At 63.0% G+C, this 17,429-nt stretch carries 21 protein-coding genes and 1 tRNA gene; 7 read left to right on the top strand and 15 right to left on the bottom strand.

Features of this window, described 5'->3' with window-relative positions; translation table 11 throughout:
- Window positions 1-176: 176 nt before the first annotated feature.
- The 4 genes from AC1RRJ_RS06610 to ndhC are packed head-to-tail and all read right to left on the bottom strand — an operon-like array spanning window position 177 to window position 3,239.
- Window positions 177-1,394: an NADH-quinone oxidoreductase subunit D gene (locus AC1RRJ_RS06610; protein ID WP_493121789.1), complete on the bottom strand. Its 1,218-nt coding sequence runs from the start codon at window positions 1,392-1,394 to the stop codon at window positions 177-179.
- A 35-nt stretch (window positions 1,395-1,429) separates the two neighbouring features.
- Entirely contained in the window at window positions 1,430-2,281 is an 852-nt protein-coding gene (locus tag AC1RRJ_RS06605) for an NADH-quinone oxidoreductase subunit C (RefSeq protein WP_493120962.1), read from the bottom strand.
- Window positions 2,281-2,835 carry a NuoB/complex I 20 kDa subunit family protein gene (locus tag AC1RRJ_RS06600; RefSeq protein WP_493121787.1) on the bottom strand — a complete coding sequence of 185 codons (555 nt, stop codon included), beginning with the start codon at window positions 2,833-2,835 and terminating at the stop codon, window positions 2,281-2,283. Before AC1RRJ_RS06600 ends, AC1RRJ_RS06605 begins: the two co-directional genes overlap by 1 nt.
- A 29-nt stretch (window positions 2,836-2,864) precedes the next feature.
- Entirely contained in the window at window positions 2,865-3,239 is a 375-nt protein-coding gene (ndhC, locus tag AC1RRJ_RS06595) for an NADH-quinone oxidoreductase subunit A (protein ID WP_493120961.1), read from the bottom strand.
- 217 nt (window positions 3,240-3,456) lie between these two features.
- Between ndhC and AC1RRJ_RS06590 the strand changes: the two genes are divergently transcribed.
- Window positions 3,457-3,948, top strand: coding sequence for a YbjN domain-containing protein (locus AC1RRJ_RS06590; RefSeq protein WP_493120960.1), 492 nt, complete (start codon window positions 3,457-3,459; stop codon window positions 3,946-3,948).
- Window positions 3,949-3,988: 40 nt separating this feature from the next.
- Here AC1RRJ_RS06590 and AC1RRJ_RS06585 read toward each other — a convergent pair whose 3' ends face one another.
- The 4 genes from AC1RRJ_RS06585 to AC1RRJ_RS06570 all read right to left on the bottom strand — a co-directional run bounded on the left by AC1RRJ_RS06585 (window position 3,989) and on the right by AC1RRJ_RS06570 (window position 7,903).
- The gene (locus AC1RRJ_RS06585; protein WP_493120959.1) at window positions 3,989-4,807 is read right to left on the bottom strand and encodes an inositol monophosphatase family protein; all 819 of its coding nucleotides are present in this window, start codon (window positions 4,805-4,807) and stop codon (window positions 3,989-3,991) included.
- 2 nt (window positions 4,808-4,809) lie between these two features.
- Window positions 4,810-5,268, bottom strand: a complete 459-nt coding sequence (locus tag AC1RRJ_RS06580; protein ID WP_493120958.1) for a GNAT family N-acetyltransferase — start codon at window positions 5,266-5,268, stop codon at window positions 4,810-4,812.
- A gap of 3 nt (window positions 5,269-5,271) precedes the next feature.
- Window positions 5,272-5,835, bottom strand: coding sequence for an elongation factor P (gene efp / locus AC1RRJ_RS06575; protein ID WP_493120957.1), 564 nt, complete (start codon window positions 5,833-5,835; stop codon window positions 5,272-5,274).
- Window positions 5,836-5,944: 109 nt separating this feature from the next.
- The gene (locus tag AC1RRJ_RS06570; RefSeq protein WP_493120956.1) at window positions 5,945-7,903 is read right to left on the bottom strand and encodes an OPT family oligopeptide transporter; all 1,959 of its coding nucleotides are present in this window, start codon (window positions 7,901-7,903) and stop codon (window positions 5,945-5,947) included.
- Between the two features lie 125 nt (window positions 7,904-8,028).
- Between AC1RRJ_RS06570 and AC1RRJ_RS06565 the strand changes: the two genes are divergently transcribed.
- Window positions 8,029-8,202, top strand: a complete 174-nt coding sequence (locus AC1RRJ_RS06565; protein ID WP_493120955.1) for a hypothetical protein — start codon at window positions 8,029-8,031, stop codon at window positions 8,200-8,202.
- Here the strand turns inward: AC1RRJ_RS06565 and thiE are convergent.
- Window positions 8,187-8,825, bottom strand: coding sequence for a thiamine phosphate synthase (gene thiE, locus AC1RRJ_RS06560; protein ID WP_493120954.1), 639 nt, complete (start codon window positions 8,823-8,825; stop codon window positions 8,187-8,189). The two genes, AC1RRJ_RS06565 and thiE, sit on opposite strands and share 16 nt — an antisense overlap.
- Window positions 8,826-8,860: 35 nt before the next feature.
- Between thiE and AC1RRJ_RS06555 the strand changes: the two genes are divergently transcribed.
- A complete protein-coding gene (locus AC1RRJ_RS06555; RefSeq protein ID WP_493120953.1) occupies window positions 8,861-9,265 on the top strand; it encodes a hypothetical protein in 405 nt (134 codons plus the stop codon).
- A gap of 1 nt (window position 9,266) precedes the next feature.
- Here AC1RRJ_RS06555 and AC1RRJ_RS06550 read toward each other — a convergent pair whose 3' ends face one another.
- The 5 genes from AC1RRJ_RS06550 to tkt form a co-directional block, all read right to left on the bottom strand.
- Complete coding sequence (locus AC1RRJ_RS06550; RefSeq protein ID WP_493120952.1) at window positions 9,267-9,923, bottom strand: O-methyltransferase; 657 nt, start codon at window positions 9,921-9,923, stop codon at window positions 9,267-9,269.
- Window positions 9,923-10,813: a fructose bisphosphate aldolase gene (locus tag AC1RRJ_RS06545; RefSeq protein ID WP_493120951.1), complete on the bottom strand. Its 891-nt coding sequence runs from the start codon at window positions 10,811-10,813 to the stop codon at window positions 9,923-9,925. The genes AC1RRJ_RS06550 and AC1RRJ_RS06545 overlap by 1 nt, the downstream gene beginning before the upstream one ends.
- Before the next feature lie 78 nt (window positions 10,814-10,891).
- Window positions 10,892-12,088 (bottom strand): phosphoglycerate kinase, encoded by a 1,197-nt coding sequence (locus AC1RRJ_RS06540; RefSeq protein ID WP_493120950.1) that lies wholly within the window; start codon window positions 12,086-12,088, stop codon window positions 10,892-10,894.
- A gap of 18 nt (window positions 12,089-12,106) precedes the next feature.
- On the bottom strand, window positions 12,107-13,114 hold the full coding sequence (gene gap / locus AC1RRJ_RS06535) for a type I glyceraldehyde-3-phosphate dehydrogenase (protein ID WP_493120949.1): 1,008 nt from the start codon (window positions 13,112-13,114) through the stop codon (window positions 12,107-12,109).
- A 36-nt stretch (window positions 13,115-13,150) separates the two neighbouring features.
- Window positions 13,151-15,118, bottom strand: coding sequence for a transketolase (gene tkt, locus AC1RRJ_RS06530; RefSeq protein WP_493120948.1), 1,968 nt, complete (start codon window positions 15,116-15,118; stop codon window positions 13,151-13,153).
- A gap of 180 nt (window positions 15,119-15,298) precedes the next feature.
- Between tkt and AC1RRJ_RS06525 the strand changes: the two genes are divergently transcribed.
- From AC1RRJ_RS06525 to AC1RRJ_RS06510, 4 genes are all read left to right on the top strand, one after another.
- Entirely contained in the window at window positions 15,299-15,505 is a 207-nt protein-coding gene (locus tag AC1RRJ_RS06525; protein WP_493120947.1) for a hypothetical protein, read from the top strand.
- Complete coding sequence (locus AC1RRJ_RS06520; RefSeq protein WP_493120946.1) at window positions 15,498-15,944, top strand: cell division protein ZapA; 447 nt, start codon at window positions 15,498-15,500, stop codon at window positions 15,942-15,944. Before AC1RRJ_RS06525 ends, AC1RRJ_RS06520 begins: the two co-directional genes overlap by 8 nt.
- A 230-nt stretch (window positions 15,945-16,174) precedes the next feature.
- Window positions 16,175-16,768: a 5-formyltetrahydrofolate cyclo-ligase gene (locus AC1RRJ_RS06515; protein ID WP_493120945.1), complete on the top strand. Its 594-nt coding sequence runs from the start codon at window positions 16,175-16,177 to the stop codon at window positions 16,766-16,768.
- A complete protein-coding gene (locus tag AC1RRJ_RS06510; protein ID WP_493120944.1) occupies window positions 16,765-16,995 on the top strand; it encodes a DUF2842 domain-containing protein in 231 nt (76 codons plus the stop codon). The genes AC1RRJ_RS06515 and AC1RRJ_RS06510 overlap by 4 nt, the downstream gene beginning before the upstream one ends.
- Window positions 16,996-17,108: 113 nt before the next feature.
- Here AC1RRJ_RS06510 and AC1RRJ_RS06505 read toward each other — a convergent pair.
- A tRNA-Asp gene (locus tag AC1RRJ_RS06505) sits at window positions 17,109-17,185 on the bottom strand.
- Between the last annotated feature and the right edge of the window lie 244 nt (window positions 17,186-17,429).

The following is a 17,429-nucleotide window of genomic DNA, read 5'->3' as shown; positions in this document are numbered from 1 at the left end:
ACTCAATTTCCGAAAATCGCGCATCGCTAGAGCGGCGAACCAGACAGCCGCAGCAGCTCCAATAGCGCTAACAAATTCTCCGGCGAGTGGCTCTACCAAAGCCAAAAGCCGCCCTGCCGCAAAAACGCCCATGGCGCCAAGCATGCGTGCCGAATTTTGAGACTTGAACCGGCGCATCACCGATCGCACTCCCCGAACACCACATCAATGGCGCCGATGATCGCGGTGGTATCGGCGAGCATATGGCCCTTCGACATCATTTCCATCGCTTGCAGATGCGAGAATGCCGTCGGGCGGATCTTGCAGCGATACGGCTTGTTGGTGCCGTCGCTGACCAGATAGACGCCGAATTCGCCCTTGGGACTTTCGGTCGCGACATAGACTTCGCCCGCGGGAACGTGGAAACCCTCGGTATAGAGTTTAAAGTGATGGATCAGCGATTCCATCGACTGCTTCATCTCGCCGCGCTTTGGCGGCACGACCTTGCGGTCGAGGCTGGCGACGGGGCCGGTGGGCATGTCGCGCAGGCACTGCTTGATGATCTTCGCCGACTGATAAACTTCCTCGACGCGGACCATGAAGCGATCATAGCAATCGCCGCGGGTGCCGACGGGAATGTCGAATTCCATCCTGGCATAGGCGTCATAGGGCTGCGACTTGCGCAAATCCCATGCGATCCCGCTGCCGCGGATCAGCGGGCCGGAGAAGCCCCAGGCCAGCGCATCTTCCTTGCTCACCGTCGCGATATCGACGTTGCGCTGTTTGAAGATGCGGTTGTCGATGACCAGGCTCATCGCGTCGCCGAACAGCTTCGGCAGGCGCTTTTCGACCCATTCGCCGATGTCGTAGAGCAGCCGTTCGGGCACATCCTGATGGACGCCGCCGGGACGGAAATAAGCGCTGTGCATCCGCGCGCCCGAGGCGCGTTCGAAGAAGTTGAGGCAATCCTCGCGCAGTTCGAACACCCACAGGTTCGGGGTCATCGCGCCGACGTCCATGACGTGCGACCCGATGTTGAGCATGTGGTTGCAGATGCGCGTCAGCTCGGCGAACAGCACGCGCAGATATTGGCCGCGCGCCGGAACTTCGAGGTTGAGCAGCTTCTCGATCGCGAGGACATAGCTATGCTCCATCGCGAGCGGCGAGCAATAATCGAGCCGGTCGAAATAGGGCAGAGCCTGCAAATAGGTCTTATACTCGATCAGCTTTTCGGTGCCGCGGTGGAGCAGCCCGACGTGCGGATCGACGCGCTCGATGATCTCGCCATCGAGTTCGAGCACCAGACGCAGCACGCCGTGTGCCGCCGGATGCTGCGGGCCGAAGTTGATCGTGTAATTGGTGACGGCCTGATCGCCCGCAGTATCGGCCGTATCGACCGGATAACCTTCGAACATGTCGCCGCCGTAATGTTTGATGTTCGGGGACTCGGTCATGCCTTATCTCCCTTGGGCTTGCGCGGAGCGCGCGGCTTGGCCGGAGCTTTGACCTTCGCGCCATCCTTGCTCGGCTTGGCCGCGGCCTTATCGACCTTGGCGCCGGCACCGGTTTGCGCGGGGCTTTCGGTGGTTTTCGGGGTCGGCGGCGGCGGAGCCTTCGCCTTGTCGTCGGCGGCCTTCACCTGCGCTGCGGTCATCGGGGTCGGTGCGCCCTTCCCCGGCGCTTCGCCCGTTCCGCCGGCCTTTTCGTCGCCCGGCAGCACATAATCGGCGCCTTCCCACGGCGACATAAAGTCGAAGTTGCGGAAATCCTGCGCCAGCCGCACGGGTTCGTAAACGACGCGCTTGTCTTCTTCGCTGTAGCGCAGCTCGGTATAGCCGGTCAGCGGGAAGTCCTTGCGCTGCGGATGCCCCTGAAAACCATAGTCGGTCAGGATGCGACGCAGATCGGGATTGCCCGCGAACATCACGCCATACATGTCGAACACTTCGCGCTCGAGCCAGCCGGCGACCGGCCACACCGGCACGATGCTCGGCACCGGAGTCGCTTCGTCGGTGCAGACCCGGACGCGCAGGCGATGGTTCTTGGTGACGCTGAGCAGGTGATAGACGACTTCGAAGCGGTTGGCGCGGTCGGGATAATCCACGCCCGCGATTTCCATCAGCTGCTGATATTCGAGCTTGTCGCGCAGCGCGATCATCACCCCGGCGATCGCTTCGCGTTCGACGGTGATGCTGTCTTCATCGGCAGCGAAAACATGGACGAGCAGGTCGGCGCCAAGCGCAGCCTTGATCGCGTCGCCAAGCCCCGAACGGGGTGCGACGAGGGGAGCATTGTGAGCCATCAGCGTTCGATCGTCCCGGTGCGGCGAATCTTCCGCTGCAACTGCATCACGCCATAAAGCAAGGCTTCGGCGGTCGGCGGGCATCCGGGGACATAAATATCCACGGGCACGATCCGGTCGCAACCGCGCACCACCGAATAGCTGTAATGATAATAGCCGCCGCCATTGGCGCAGCTGCCCATCGAAATCACATATTTCGGGTTCGACATCTGGTCGTACACGCGGCGCAGCGCCGGGGCCATTTTGTTGCACAGTGTGCCCGCGACGATCATCACGTCCGACTGGCGCGGCGAGGCACGCGGCGCAGCGCCGAAACGCTCCATGTCATAGCGCGGCATGTTGACGTGGATCATCTCGACCGCGCAGCAAGCGAGACCAAAGGTCATCCACCAGAGCGAGCCGGTGCGCGCCCAGTTGAACAGATCCTCGGTCGAGGTGACAAGGAAGCCCTTGTCGCCGACTTCGCTGTTGAGGTCGTCAAAAAAGCCGGCGTCGGGGTTTGTCCCCGGCGCCACTGGCATCAATCCGGGGTTGGTCCCCGCGGCCACCGGCATCTGGCCGGGCATCAGGATGCTCGAATTGCTCATTCCCAATCCAAAGCCCCTTTCTTCCAGGCATAGACAAGGCCGAGTGAAAGCTCGGCGAGGAAAATCATCATCGTGGCCCAACCGGCCCAGCCGATATTCTCGAGGCTGACCGCCCACGGGAACAGATAGGCCGCTTCAAGATCGAAGATGATGAAGAGGATGGCGACAAGATAGAAGCGGACATCGAACTGGCTGCGCGCATCCTCGAACGCCGGGAAGCCGCATTCATATTCGGTCAGCTTCGCCGGATCAGGCTGGTGCGCGCCCGTCAGCCTCGCCACACCCATCGGCAAAAAGACGAAGGCGGAGGACAGAAGGAGCGCGATCGCAAGAAAGATCAGGATCGGCAGATATTGCGTCAGATCGACCATGGGGGGCTCGCAGTTCAGTTGTTCATAAACGGAGTGTCTTGGCACCCTTGTTGCGGGCGCTTTAGGCCAGCGCGCCGCGCCTCGCAAGCATTGCGGGCAGGAAATTTCGGCCCCCGATGGCCAAAAGCTGGTGACAGGCCCCAAGCCTGTGATACGCGGGCCAAAGTGGGTCGGTTCGCTGCGCATTTTCGGCGCCGCTTCGAATTGAGGAGTTTCCATGAAATCATATATTTCTCGCGCTGCTTTCGCATTGGGCGCAGCCGTCATTTTCGCAGCAGCGCCGGCTCAGGCCGAACTGATCAACGCCAAGAACCCGGCGAAAATCAAGGAGATCGTCGAGTCGCAGGGCTGGCCCGCGACCTTGATCACCAAGGCGGACGACGACCCCTATATCGAAAGCAATCGCAACGGCCTGAAATTCCTCGTCCTGTTCATGAACTGCGAGGACAACAAGAACTGCAAGACGCTGCAATATTATATGGGATTCAGCGACGCGAAGGACGTCACGATCGAAAAGCTGAATCAGTGGAACAAGGACAAGCGCTTTGCCCGCGCATATCGCGACGATGCGGGCGATCCGGTGCTCGAAATGGACGTCGATCTCGACTTTGCGGGCATCCCGCGTGAAAATGTCGGCGAAACGCTCAACACCTGGGCCTCGCTGATGGACAGCTATCGCGAGTATGTCTTCGGAAAAGAAGAAGAATAGGAACAGACCGCCCCTCCCTCATCGAGGGAGGGGCCAGTCGTCAGGCGTTACGCAGCGCGCCCGCCACCAGCTTTTGCAGCTTCGAATGCACCGCGGCGCTGCCGGCGATATATTCACTGCGTTCGATCGCACGATCGCCACCACGGAAATCGCTGACAAAGCCGCCGGCTTCGCGCACGAGCAGCATGCCCGCGGCGACATCCCAAATCTGAAGATCGCTTTCCCAGAAACCGTCGTAGCGGCCCGCGGCGACCCATGCGAGGTCGAGGCTGGCGGCGCCGAAGCGGCGGATGCCGGCGACTTCGGGCGCGACGGCGCCGAAAATGCGACTCCACTGACCCATATTGCCGTGGCCCATATAGGGGATGCCGGTAGAGATCAGACATTCGTTGAGGTAACGGCGCGACGCAACGCGCAGGCGACGGTCGTGAAGCCATGCGCCGCGGCCACGCTCGGCCCAATAGCTTTCGTCGGTGACGGGCTGATACACCAGCGCCGCGGTGACATCACCCCAGCCGCCGCCGATCTTCGGTTCCTGCACCGCGATCGAAATCGCGAAATGCGGGATGGCGTGGAGGAAGTTCGAGGTGCCGTCGAGCGGATCGACGATGAAGCGCGGCTTGCCCGGATCGCCTTCAATCTCGCCGGCCTCTTCCATCAGGAAGCCCCAGCCGGGGCGCGCATAGCTCAATTCTTCATAGAGTGTGCGCTCGGCAGCCTGGTCGGCCTTCGACACGAAATCGGCGGGCCCCTTTTGCGAGACCTGCAGATGCTCGATTTCGCCAAAATCGCGGCGGAGCTTGGTGCCGGCCTTGCGTGCGGCGCGTTCCATGACGGTGATGATGCCGGATATGGCCATGATCAATCCACTAGTTTGAGGTTATATGTATAAAAATCGGCTTCGCGCTGCCAGCCGCCCGTTTCATAGACATGCTGCGCGCGTATGTTGGTCGTTTGCGTCGACAGGGTCAGCCTGACGGCGCCCTGCCCCCGTGCATGTTCGACCGCTGCGTCGATCAATGCCTTCCCGACCTTGCTGCCGCGCGCTTCGTCCGCGACGTACAGGTCGTTCAGAATACAGATCGGAGCCATGCCAACCGAGGTGAAGCTCGGGAACAGCTGGGTGAACCCAGCCGCCCGACCTTGCCACTCCGCGAGCAATATGACCGAGTCGCCCCGAGTCAGCCGGGCCTTGATAAAGCCCGCGCTCCCGGTCGGGTCGGCGGCACGTCCGTAAAATTGCCGGTACAGATCGAAAAGCGGCGCGACGCTTTCAAGGTCGCTCAGCGCCGCCTTTCGTATGTCCGGTATATCGGTCACGACTTACTCTGCGCGACGGACATATTCGCGGTCATAGACATGCACCACGATGCGCGTGCCGGCGGTGATGTGCGGCGGCACCATCACGCGCACACCATTGTCGAGAATCGCGGGCTTGTACGACGACGATGCGGTCTGCCCCTTCACCACCGCATCGGCCTCAACGATCGTCGCTTCGATCGTTTCGGGCAGTTCGACCGAGATCGGGCGCTCTTCCCAAAGCTCGAGAACGACGTCCATGCCGTCCTGCAGGAATTCATGCGCGTCGCCGACGACATCCTTCGAGATATTGATCTGTTCGAACGTGTCCTTGTCCATGAACACCAGATCGTCGCCCTCGGCGTAAAGGAACTGGAAATCCTTGGTGTCGAGACGGACCTTTTCCACCGTATCCGCGCTACGGAAGCGGTTGTTGAGCTTGCGCCCGTCGATGAGGTTCTTGGCTTCCACCTGCATATAGGCGCCGCCCTTGCCCGGCTGGGTGTGCTGGATCTTGGTGACCTTCCAGATCCCCTTTTCATATTCGATAATATTGCCGGGACGGATTTCAACACCGGTGATTTTCATCGCGCACACTCACTAGACAAGGATGGAAAGAGCAGAGCAGCGCCCCTTCGGGCGCAGCTATCAGGTGCGCGCCTTTAGCCGCGCAGACGCCGAAGGGCAAGGTGCCGCATCACGGCGTCGCGACGACCATGCGCCGCGTGCGGCGATAGCTGTGCCAGACGAGACCGACGAACAGCAGCAATCCGACCCACGGCGCATAAGGCGCATAGCCCTCGCCGACCACGGCGAGCGGCGCATCGCTGCCGCTCCCCGCGACGATCCCGGCATAAAGAACGCCGAACAGGCTTTCGCCGACGATCATCCCCGTTGCGGTCAGCACGCCCATGCGGTGCGCAAAGCCCGCGTTCGACCGCTTCGATGCCCAGCGGTCGTAGAACCAGCCGCCAACCGCACCGATGATCACCGGCAGAATCACCGACATCGGCAGATAAATTCCGATACCGATGGCGAGCGGCGGAAGCCGCAGCTTGCCCGCGCGGCCGAGCAGTTCGTCGACGATGATGAAGCCGACACCCGCCAACGCGCCATAGCCGAGCATCGTCCAGTTGAGATTGCCACCGAGCACGCCCTGCGCAAGCGAAGAGATCAATCCCGCCTGCGGCGCGGCAAGCGCGTTCGGCCCCGCCCCCGGCGCGCCGACAAAGCCCAATGTCTCGTTGAGCACATTGAGCACCGGCGGGACGACCAGCGAGCCAAAGATCACGCCGATAATCAGCGCGACCTGCTGTTTCCACGGCGTCGCGCCGACGAGCTGGCCGGTCTTGAGGTCCTGAAGATTGTCGTTGGAAATCGTCGCGATCCCGAACACGAGACCCGTGACGATCAGCGCATAGGCGACCATCGCGTTAATCTCTTCCTCACCGCCGGCACGGCCGAGCAGGCCGAGAAGAAGAAGCGACGAAGCGATGATCGCGAGGATGCCGATCCCCGACACCGGCGAATTCGACGCGCCGATCAGGCCCGCCATATAGCCGGTGACCGACGCGATCATGAGACCCACGACGATAATGAACAGGATCGCGCCCGCAATCAAAGTCATCGACGATCCGGCGAGCGGTCCGCCCGCCAGCACCGACCAGAGCAACCAGCCGATCGGCAGCATCAAGGCCACCGATCCGCCGAACACCCAGCCGATCGGCATATCCTGTTCTTCTATGGCCAGCGCATGACCGCCCTGTCGCGCGCGCGATGCGGCCATCGCCGAACGGATACCGCCAAGCACCGGCCCCGCAATCTTCATCAAGGTCCAGATTGCGGCGATCGCAATCACGCCCGCGCCAAAAAAGCGCACATCGGCGCGGAACACCGTGTTCGCCAGCGTCTCGGGATCGCCAACGCCGCCCTGCGTCAGGATCGGCAGCAACACCCACCAGCCGGTAATGAGGCCGACAAGCTGCGCCATGCCGACCGACAGGCCGACCAGATGGCCGACCCCGAACAGGGCAAAGGCAAGCCCGCCCGCAACCCCCGTTGCACCGGTGCCAACGGCGAACCAGCGCGCGACTTCGGCACCCGCCAGCTTCATCTGGGTGAGCAGGGTAAAGCCCGCCGCAACGATGCTGTTCCACAGCAGCGCCGACAATCCGGCGCGATTCTCGGCCGCACCCTCGGCGCTCCCCGCACCGACCTGCAACACTTCGGCAGCGGCACGGCCTTCGGGATAGGGAAGATCCGAATCGACAACGAGCGCGCGGCGCAGAGGCACCGAAAAGAGCACCCCCAATATTCCGCCAAGCATCGTGATCGCGGTGGTCGTAACCATCGGGAAACCCTGCCAATAGCCGACCATCACCAGCCCCGGCAAAACGAAGATGATCGCCGCGAGCGTTCCCGCCGCGCTGGCGATCGTCTGGACGATATTATTCTCGAGGATCGTGCCGCCCGACATCAGCCGCAGCAGCGCCATCGAGATCACCGCCGCGGGGATCGAGGTCGCGAAGGTCAATCCGACCTTCAGCCCCAGATAGACGTTCGCCGCGGTGAACATCAGCGTCAGAACGCCGCCGAGCAGGATCGCGCGCAGCGTCAGTTCACGCACCTTGGCGCCCGATGTGCTGGTGTCAGTCATAAATATTTCCCCGGCGGCGGTGCTGCGACACGCCGCATTTTCCACAAATCAAAAGGCGACGAAGCGAAGCCGATTTGACGCATCGATCCAATATGTTCGCTGGTACCGCTGCCATTAGAGGCCCCATGATGAGCATCGATCTTCCAGAATTGACGCCCCTGCCCCGCCGCAAGGTGAACGCCGCCCCCCGCCGTCCGATCCCCTGCGCTGGCCTGTTCGGCTGGCGCAAGGACCAGGCGCCTTCGGGCGCGGAAGATCGGACAGAGAAGCCGTCCGACCGCAACTATCTGGCCGATTGAGGCGACAGCAGCGCATCGAATGCGCGCACGGCGGCCCCCGGTCCTTCGGGATGCGCCCATACCGCCGACGACACGGCGAGGAAATCGGCCCCCGCTTCAATCAGAGCCGGCGCATTCTCGGGCGTAATCCCGCCAATCGCGACGCACGGCAGTTCAAACATGCCCTGCCACCATTCGAGGATTTCGGGGTCAGCATGATGCTCGACCGTCTTGGTCGTCGTCGGAAAAAAGGCGCCGAACGCGACATAGTCTGCGCCCGCTTCGCCCGCTTCCATCGCGAAATGGCGGCTGTTGTGGCAGGTTACGCCGATTTGCGCTTCGGGTCCAAGCAGTTGGCGCGCTTCCTTCAGGTCGCCATCATCCTGCCCCAGATGCAGGCCGTCGGCGCCGAGTCGCTTGGCGAGCGCTATATCGTCGTTGACGATGAAGGCGACGTCATGCGTCGCGCAGATCGCCTGCAATGGTTCGGCGAGCCGCGCGGCCTCGTGCTGGTCCATGTCCTTGACGCGAAACTGAAAGGCGGCGACCGGCGCGGCGCTCAACGCCTCTTCCAGACGGGCGGGAAAATCGCCGCCGACGTCGAGCGGCGAGATCAGATAAAGCTGGCAATCGGGTATGGTCATGGCGGGTTCATAGCGACGCCGTCAGATACGAGCAAATGCAGAACGCTCCCCGCCTCGCCCTTTCTGGGGCCGCCGCCGCGCTGGCCCTCTCCGCCTGCGCCACCACGACGTCGCAAACGCCGCTTCCCGAGGCCAGGAATGTCGCGCTCGGTCAGCAGGCCTATGCCGACGGCCCCATCGTCCAGCCGGTCGAAGTGCTGGAGGACAGCCGCTGTCCCGCAAATGTCGCCTGCGTCTGGGCCGGACGGGTTCGGGTCAAAATGCTGTGGATTCGCTCGGGCGGCCGCCAGCAGGAATTTGAAGTAACGCTGGGGCAGCGCACTCCGCTCGCCGACGGATCGATCCTGCTCGAACGCGTCACCCCGGAGCGATCAGGTGCCGCCAAGGTCATCAAACCCGCCGACTATCGCTTCGATTTCCGCTTCGACGGCGGTTATTGAGTTAAAGCACCCGCGCGAGGACGAAGCCGTCCCATTTCTTCGCACCGACCGTCTGCACCGCAGTCGCGTCGAGTCGCGGATCGGCGGCCAGCATGTCGAACAGTGTGCGCGTGCCGACGATGCGTTCATCTTCGCTGTCGGCGTCGATGATCCCGCCTTCGCGCACGACATTGTCGACGATAATCGTCGTACCCGAACGGCCGAGCCGGATCGCCTCGGCGACATAATGGGCGTTGTTCTGCTTGTCGGCGTCGATGAAGATGAAGTCGAAGGGCGTTTCGCCCGTCATCGCGGCAAGACTTTCGCTCGCCGGGCCGACGCGGATGTCGACCTTTGTCGACACGCCTGCCCGTTCGAGATTTTCGCGGGCGACCTTTGCGTGATGCGGTTCGAGTTCCAGCGTCATAAGCTGTCCGCCCTCGGGCAGCGCGCGCGCCAGCCAGATCGCCGAATAACCTCCGAGCGTGCCGATCTCCAATATGCGCCGCGCACCGCTGATCTGCGCGAGCAGGGACAGCATCTTGCCCTGCGTCGCCGACACGTCGATCGGCGGCAGTCCCTCAGCGGCATTATGGGCCAGTGCGGCGGCCAGCGCGTCGTCGTCGCCGAGCAATTTCCCGGCGATATAATCGTCAACGGCGCGCCAGCCGTCTGCCATCAGGCGACCGATGCGGCGTGAATCTCGTCGATCGCACCGCCAAGCGAGGCGTCGAATTCGTCGTCGCTCATCTGGTGGCGCAGGTCAGCGAGCAGCGCGCGGCTGAAGCTGGCGATGATGCCGGGGTTCTTGGCGAGTTCTACGCAGGCTTCGGGGCGCGCAAAGCCGCCCGACAGCGCGACGACGCGCAAGACCTTGGGATGATCGACCAGCGGCTGGAACAGACCGGCCTCGGTCGGCAGCGAAAGCTTCAGCATCACGGGTGCGCCGTCCCAGTTTTCGAGCGCGGTCAGGATTTCGGTCAGCAACAGGCGGTCGGCGCCGTCGCGTTCGGCACTCTTGATGTTCACTTCGGGCTCGATCATCGGCATCAGACCGTGCGCCGCGATGCGCTTCGCTTCCGCGAACTGCTGTTCGACAATCGCCTTGATGCCCGCGGCATTGGCGAGATTGACGACGCTGCGCATCTTGGTGCCGAACACGCCCTTGGCGACCGCACGCTCGCACAGCGCGTCGAGTTCGGGGTTCGCCTTCATCAACTGGACACCGTCGGCTTCGTCTTCGAGGCCCTTGTCGACCTTCAGGAACGGCACAACGCCGCGCTCCCAAAGCAGCGCCGGAACCGGCTTGCCGCCCGCTTCGCCGTCCATCGTGCGTTCAAACAGGATCGCACCGATCACCTTGTCGCCGTTGAAGCAGGGCGCGGTGACGATGCGGCTGCGCATCGCGTGGATCAGACCGAACATTTCTTCGTCGTTCGAGAAAGCATCCTCTTCGATGCCATAGCCCTTCAACGCCTTGGGCGTCGATCCGCCGCTCTGGTCGAGTGCGGCGATAAAGCCCTGACCCGATTTAATCTGTTCGAGCATGGCGGCGTTGGCGGTGGTCATAACATCTCCGATGGTTTGCATACGTATGTGGCAGCGCGCATAGCCATCCCGTCGACGGGATGCAAATGCGCGCGAAACTCAGGCTTTGAGGGCGTCGACCCCGGGCAGCGGCTTGCCTTCCATCCATTCGAGGAAGGCGCCGCCAGCCGTTGAAACAAAGGTAAAATCCTGCCCGACCCCGGCATGGTTGAGCGCCGCGACGGTATCGCCGCCGCCGGCGACCGACACCAGGCTGCCTTCGCGGGTCAGTGCCGCAGCGGTCTTGGCCAGCGCAACCGTCGCCATGTCGAACGGCGGCGTCTCGAACGCGCCGAGCGGGCCGTTCCACACGAGAGTGCGGCAATTTTTGAGGACGTCGGCGAGCGCCTCGACGGCGGCGGGGCCGACATCGAGGATCATTTCGTCGGCGGCGACTTCATGGACATTGACGGTCCGCGTCGGCGGGTTCGGGGCGAACTCCTTTGCCACCACGACGTCATAGGGAAGATGGATCGTGCATCCGGCCTTGTCGGCGGCGTCGAAGATCGCGTTGGCGGTATCGACCAGATCATGCTCGCAAAGCGACTTGCCGACATTGACCCCGCGTGCGGCGAGGAAGGTGTTCGCCATGCCGCCACCGATGATCAGATGATCGACCTTGCCGACGAGATTGCGCAGCACGTCGATCTTCGACGACACTTTCGCGCCGCCGACGACGGCGGCAACCGGATGCGCCGGATTGCCGAGCGCGGCGTCGAGCGCCTTGAGTTCGGCCTCCATCGCGCGGCCCGCATAAGCAGGCAGACGGCGCGCAATGCCCTCGGTCGAGCCATGCGCGCGGTGCGCGGCCGAGAAGGCGTCGTTGACGTAGAGATCGCCGATTTCAGCGAGCGCGTCGGCGAACGCCGGATCGTTCTTTTCCTCACCCGCATGGAATCGGGTGTTTTCGAGCACCGCGACATCACCGGCGGCGAGCACGGTGAGGCCTGCTTTCGCGCCCTCGCCGACGCAATCGGGGATGAACATCACCGAATGGCCCAGCACATCCTCGAGCCCGCCCATGACGAGGCTCAAGGATTGCGTCGGGTTTTTCGCGCCCTTCGGCCGCCCGAAATGGGCGAGCAGAAGGACGATCGCGCCCTTTTCGGACAGCTCGCGGATCGTCGGCACGGCGGCCTGTATCCGCGTTGCGTCGCTGACCGCGCCTTCGAACATCGGAACATTCAGGTCGACACGGACAAGCACGCGCTTGCCGGTGACGTCGCCGATATCATCGAGGGTCTTGAACGCGGTCATCGACTTATACTCCGTAGCTCAGAGGAACTTCGCGACCACGCCCGCGGTGTCGATCATGCGGTTCGAGAAGCCCCACTCATTGTCATACCAGCTGAGCACGCGCACCAGCTTGCCGTCGATCACCGCGGTCTCGAGGGCGTCGATGGTCGAGCTGTCGGCATTATGGTTGAAGTCGATCGAAACCAGCGGCTCCTCGGTATAGCCCAGCACGCCCTTGAGCGGGCCTTCTGCGGCGGCCTTGAGCAGTGCGTTGACTTCCTCCTTCGTGGTCTCGCGCGACGGCGTGAAGGTGAGGTCGACGACCGAGACATTCGGGGTCGGGACGCGGATCGACGAACCGTCGAGCTTGCCCTTGAGTTCGGGCAGAACCAGACCAACGGCAACCGCCGCACCGGTCGAGGTCGGGATCATCGACATCGCGGCCGCGCGGGCACGACGCGGATCATCGTGGATCTGGTCGAGGATCTTCTGGTCGTTGGTATAGGCGTGGATCGTCGTCATCAGGCCGCGCTCGATACCGATCGCCTCATGCAGCACCTTGGCAAAAGGCGCGAGGCAGTTGGTGGTGCACGACGCGTTCGAGATGATCAGATGATCGGCGGTGATCTTGTCGTCGTTGACGCCGTAAACGACGGTCAGATCGACTTCCTTGGCGGGCGCCGAAATCAACACGCGCTTCGCGCCGGCATCGAGATGCTTCTGGCCGCCGGCCTTGTTGGTGAAGAATCCGGTGCATTCCATCACAATGTCGATGCCGTTTGCGGCATGCGGCAGAGCGGCGGGATCGCGCTCGGCGGTCACCTGGATGCGCTTGCCATTGATGATCAGGTCGTTGCCGTCGACTTCGACGGTCCCGTTGAACGCGCCATGCACCGAGTCATTGCGGAGCAGACGGGCATTCGCCTTGGCATCGCCCAGATCGTTGATCGACACCAGTTCGAGATCATGGTCGGTACGCTCCAGAATGGCGCGCGCCACGTTGCGGCCGATGCGTCCGAAACCGTTGATTGCGACTTTCACTGCCATATCGAAAAATCCTTTCTGAAGAGAGTATCGGTCGGCTTATGCGCCGAGCCGGGCCAGGATCCGGGGGGTGATCTTCTCGACCGTCAGGCCGAAATGATCGTAAAGATCGTCGATCGGTGCCGAGGCGCCGAAGCTGTCGATGCCGAAACGCAGGCCGTCGCGGCCGGTGTAGCGTTCCCAGCCAAAGGTCGTGCCCGCTTCGATCGAAACGGTCAGCACGCCCGCCGGCAGGATATCAGCCTGATAGGCGGCGGTCTGTTCGTCGAACAATTCGGTCGAGACCATCGAGACAACGTCGGCGCCATGGCCTGCGGCCTCGAGCTTGTCAGCGATTTCGAGCGCCAGCGACACTTCCGAACCCGTTGCGACAAGGACGACCTTGCGGGCCGCGGTCGCGCCGCGCAGGCGGTAACCGCCTTTCGCGCAAAGATTTTCGCTGACGTCATGACGCAGCGCCGGAAGATTCTGACGCGTCAGCGCAAGCAGCGACGGACGATCAGCCTGTGCCAGCGCGAGCGCCCAGCATTCGGCGGTTTCGACCGCGTCGGCAGGGCGCATGACGAGCAGGTTCGGCATCGCGCGGAGCGATTGCAGATGCTCGATCGGCTGGTGGGTCGGGCCGTCTTCGCCCAGCCCGATGCTGTCGTGGGTCATCACATAGACGACGCGCTGCTGCTGCAACGCCGACAGGCGGATCGCGCCGCGGCAATAGTCGGCAAAGACGAGGAAGGTGCCGCCGTAAGGCACTACGCCGCCGTGCAGCGCCATGCCGTTCATCGCGGCGGCCATGCCGAATTCGCGGATGCCATAATAGATATAGCGACCCGAATAATCGTCTTTTGTCAGCGGCTTGGTCGATGAAGTTTTGGTGTTGTTCGAACCGGTGAGATCGGCGCTGCCGCCGATCAGTGCCGCGATATCGGCGGTCAGCGCGCCGAGCGTGTTTTCCGACGCCTTGCGGGTCGCGACCTTCGGCGGCTCGGCGACGAGGCCGTCGAGATAGGCCTTGAACGCATCGCCCGGAACGATCTTGCCGGCGATCCGGTCAGAAAATTCCGTTTTCTTTTCGTTGCTTGCGAGGCGATCATTCCATTCGGAATGAAGCGCCTTGCCGCGTGCGCCAAAGCCGGCCCAGGTCGCGGCAATATCGGCCGGAATGACGAAGGGTTCGGACGTCCAGCCGAGTTCCTTGCGCGCAGCGGCAATCTCGTCGGAGCCCAGCGGCGAGCCGTGGGTGGCCGACGTGCCCTGCTTGTTCGGCGCGCCGAAACCGATGATCGTGCGGCACGCGATCAGCGACGGGCGCGGGTCGGCAAGTGTGGCGTCGATCGCACGGCGAATGTCGGCGGGATCATGGCCGTCGCAGCTTTCGACGTGCCAGCCGGTCGCCACATAACGCGCCGCAATATCTTCGCTGCTCGACAGGTCGATCGATCCGTCGATGGTGATCTTGTTGTCATCCCACAGCACGGTCAGGCGGCCGAGGCCGAGATGCCCGGCAAGCCCGATGGCTTCGTGGTTGATGCCTTCCATCAGGCAGCCGTCGCCAGCGATCACCCAAGTACGGTGGTCGACCAGATCGTCGCCGTAAAGCGCGTTCAGATGGCGTTCGGCAATCGCCATACCGACCGAGGTCGCAAGGCCCTGCCCCAGCGGGCCGGTCGTCGTTTCGACGCCCGCGAGCTCGAAATTCTCGGGATGTCCAGCGCACGGGCTGTGCAGCTGGCGGAAATTGCGAATGTCGTCGATCGTCGGCTGCGCATAGCCCGCGAGGTGAAGCGTCGCATAAGCGAGCATCGAACCATGGCCCGCCGACAGGACGAATCGGTCGCGATCGGCCCAATGCGGGTCGGTCGGATCAAATTTCAGATAGTCCGAATAAAGGACCGTCGCGACGTCGGCCATGCCCATGGGCATCCCCGGATGACCGCTGTTTGCGGCCTGTACGGCGTCCATCGCGAGTGCGCGGATGGCATTGGCGAGCTGACGTTCGGGCTGTGTCATTATTCCCCCGGAATGGATGGGTAAGCGCCCGGGCCCAAATAGACTCTGGGCGTCCGGATCGGATGCGCACAGCCCTTTGCGGCGCGGGGGTCAGGAGTCAACCGCTGGCGGCAGAAAATCGACGTATTTTGGACCGACTGGACAATTGCACGCGCTTCGCCGCGCTGCTAACCCATGCATATGGAACTCGATCTCGACGAATCCAGCTTGGCCATTGGCCGGATCGAACGCGCGCTCAGCCGTATTGAAAGGGCTTTGACCGAGCGGGCGAACCGCCCCGCGCTCTCCCAAGCGGCTCAAGTGGACGACCAATCGGCGCTGAAAGCCGAAGTCGTCGCCGTCATCGGCGAACTCGACCGATTGATTGCGGAGGCTGACCGTGGCTGATGTCAAACTGACTATCGCCGGGCGCCCTTATGACGTCCATTGCGCCGACGGACAGGAGCAACAGCTGGTCCAGCTGGCATCGGTCGTCGATGAGAAGGCGCGCGGCATTCAGGGCGGAACCGAAGTACGCCAGCTGCTGTTCGCGGCGCTGATGCTCGCCGACGAAGCGCAGGAAACCAAGGGCAAGATCGCAAAAGCCGAACCCCAGTCCGACTCGCTCCGCGCCGCGGTCGCCCTCGCCGAAAGTCGCGAGGCCACAGCACGCGACGAACTGCGCTCGGCGATCGAGCGCGAACAGGCGGCGCTGAAGGAACTGGAAGCCGTAAGGCAATCGGCATCGGCGGCGCCTGCGCAGGTCCGCCCCGCGCATGAGCGCGCGCTGCTGCAAATCGCCGACCGGATCGAGGCGCTGGCCACAAAGGTTGAGCAACTCCCTTGAGCCGACGCGCCTGCGCGCCTACATAGGGGGTGGCGGGTACTGCCCGGCACGAGCTTTTGCGAAAATCCCTGAGGCGATACATCATCCTAGGGAGCTGTCCCTGCCCGGACCCTGGTCCGACGCACATGGTTCCCACCTGACGTTACTGGCGTCAGAGGATCTTCCAGCAAACGACCTCGGCGGTCCCGCCAACCGATTCTGAACTGTCGTGAGGAGGCCCGGAGAAGGCGATGCCCGACCTGTCCGCCGACCTCGCTCTGCAAAAGCAGAAATTGCGCGAGAAATTGCGCTTTCGCCGACGCCACTTCGCCGCGAATCTCGACGAGATAACGCAGCTTCTGGCGTTCCGCGCGCCGCCGGCACTGCTCGCCGACCTGTTGAACGCACATAACAGCATCGGCGCCTATGCCGGATGCGACGGCGAGCCCGACATATTGCCGATGCTGGCGCAATGGACCGACGAAGGCCGCATCGCCCTGCCGCATCATGCTGGCCGCATCGACACCATGACCTTCCGCCGCTGGCAAAGCGGCGCAGAAGTGGTGAAAGGGCCGTGGGGCACCCACCAGCCCGCCGACACAGCCGAAGCGACCCTCCCCGGCCTGATTCTCTGCCCGCTGGTCGGATTCGACCGCCACGGGGGACGGATTGGTCAGGGAGGCGGTCACTATGACCGCTATTTCGCCGCGCACCCCGCCGCGTTGCGGATCGGCATCGCCTGGTCGGTGCAGGAAGTAGACGCGGTGCCATCCGAATCAACCGACATCGCACTCGACGCGGTGCTGACCGAACAAGAACTCGTCATCTGTGGAGACCGTCTGTGAGCAATGAACCCGCCAACCCTCAGCCGACCTGGCGCAAGCCCGCGGGCATGTTCCTGATCCTGCTGCTGATCACTGTGTGGGCGGTCATCATCGTCAGCTTGTCACCATGGGTCGGCACCTGGCACGTGCTGTTGCAGGGCGTCTTCTATCTGGTGACCGGGGTGATCTGGATCATGCCGCTGAAGCCCCTGCTCCGCTGGATGGAATTGGGGACCTGGCGCGACTAGGAATCGGAATCGCCCAGCGTGCCAAAGCACGCGCCGAAGGGCGCACCCAAGTGCTTGCGATATCGAATATTTAGAAGAGAGGCTGCGCCATTCCGGTCAGAATCGACAGGGAATGGCGCGAGTGACGGGGCTCGAACCCGCGACCTCCGGCGTGACAGGCCGGCGCTCTAACCAACTGAGCTACACCCGCTTGCGCTTGGGAGCCGCGCCAATATGACCCCTGCCCCGACCTGTCAAGCGAGGCCATGATGCGGATCGCACATGTGTTGCAATGCGCGCGCGCCAACGGGCGCACCCAAGTGCTTGCGATATCAAATTTTAGAAGAGAGGTTGCCCCATTCCGGCCGAATTCGGCAGGGAATGGCGCGAGTGACGGGGCTCGAACCCGCGACCTCCGGCGTGACAGGCCGGCGCTCTAACCAACTGAGCTACAC

Source organism: Sphingopyxis sp. GW821-FHT12C06 (assembly GCF_058807415.1).
The sequence above is the reverse complement of the archived record's forward strand: the minus strand, read 5'-3'. Positions and strand labels throughout refer to the sequence as shown.

Coding starts and splice junctions, on each gene's coding strand:
- AC1RRJ_RS06525 (WP_493120947.1), top strand. CDS start 15,299: ATGGAACTCGATCTCGACGAATCCAGCTTGGCCATTGGCCGGATCGAA.
- AC1RRJ_RS06515 (WP_493120945.1), top strand. CDS start 16,175: ATGCCCGACCTGTCCGCCGACCTCGCTCTGCAAAAGCAGAAATTGCGC.
- AC1RRJ_RS06610 (WP_493121789.1), bottom strand. CDS start 1,394: ATGTTCGAAGGTTATCCGGTCGATACGGCCGATACTGCGGGCGATCAG.
- AC1RRJ_RS06555 (WP_493120953.1), top strand. CDS start 8,861: ATGCAGAACGCTCCCCGCCTCGCCCTTTCTGGGGCCGCCGCCGCGCTG.
- gap (WP_493120949.1), bottom strand. CDS start 13,114: ATGGCAGTGAAAGTCGCAATCAACGGTTTCGGACGCATCGGCCGCAAC.
- efp (WP_493120957.1), bottom strand. CDS start 5,835: ATGAAAATCACCGGTGTTGAAATCCGTCCCGGCAATATTATCGAATAT.
- AC1RRJ_RS06590 (WP_493120960.1), top strand. CDS start 3,457: ATGAAATCATATATTTCTCGCGCTGCTTTCGCATTGGGCGCAGCCGTC.
- AC1RRJ_RS06545 (WP_493120951.1), bottom strand. CDS start 10,813: ATGACCACCGCCAACGCCGCCATGCTCGAACAGATTAAATCGGGTCAG.
- AC1RRJ_RS06570 (WP_493120956.1), bottom strand. CDS start 7,903: ATGACTGACACCAGCACATCGGGCGCCAAGGTGCGTGAACTGACGCTG.
- AC1RRJ_RS06585 (WP_493120959.1), bottom strand. CDS start 4,807: ATGGCCATATCCGGCATCATCACCGTCATGGAACGCGCCGCACGCAAG.
- tkt (WP_493120948.1), bottom strand. CDS start 15,118: ATGACACAGCCCGAACGTCAGCTCGCCAATGCCATCCGCGCACTCGCG.
- ndhC (WP_493120961.1), bottom strand. CDS start 3,239: ATGGTCGATCTGACGCAATATCTGCCGATCCTGATCTTTCTTGCGATC.
- AC1RRJ_RS06605 (WP_493120962.1), bottom strand. CDS start 2,281: ATGGCTCACAATGCTCCCCTCGTCGCACCCCGTTCGGGGCTTGGCGAC.
- AC1RRJ_RS06540 (WP_493120950.1), bottom strand. CDS start 12,088: ATGACCGCGTTCAAGACCCTCGATGATATCGGCGACGTCACCGGCAAG.
- AC1RRJ_RS06550 (WP_493120952.1), bottom strand. CDS start 9,923: ATGGCAGACGGCTGGCGCGCCGTTGACGATTATATCGCCGGGAAATTG.
- thiE (WP_493120954.1), bottom strand. CDS start 8,825: ATGACCATACCCGATTGCCAGCTTTATCTGATCTCGCCGCTCGACGTC.
- AC1RRJ_RS06600 (WP_493121787.1), bottom strand. CDS start 2,835: ATGCCGGTGGCCGCGGGGACCAACCCCGGATTGATGCCAGTGGCGCCG.
- AC1RRJ_RS06565 (WP_493120955.1), top strand. CDS start 8,029: ATGATGAGCATCGATCTTCCAGAATTGACGCCCCTGCCCCGCCGCAAG.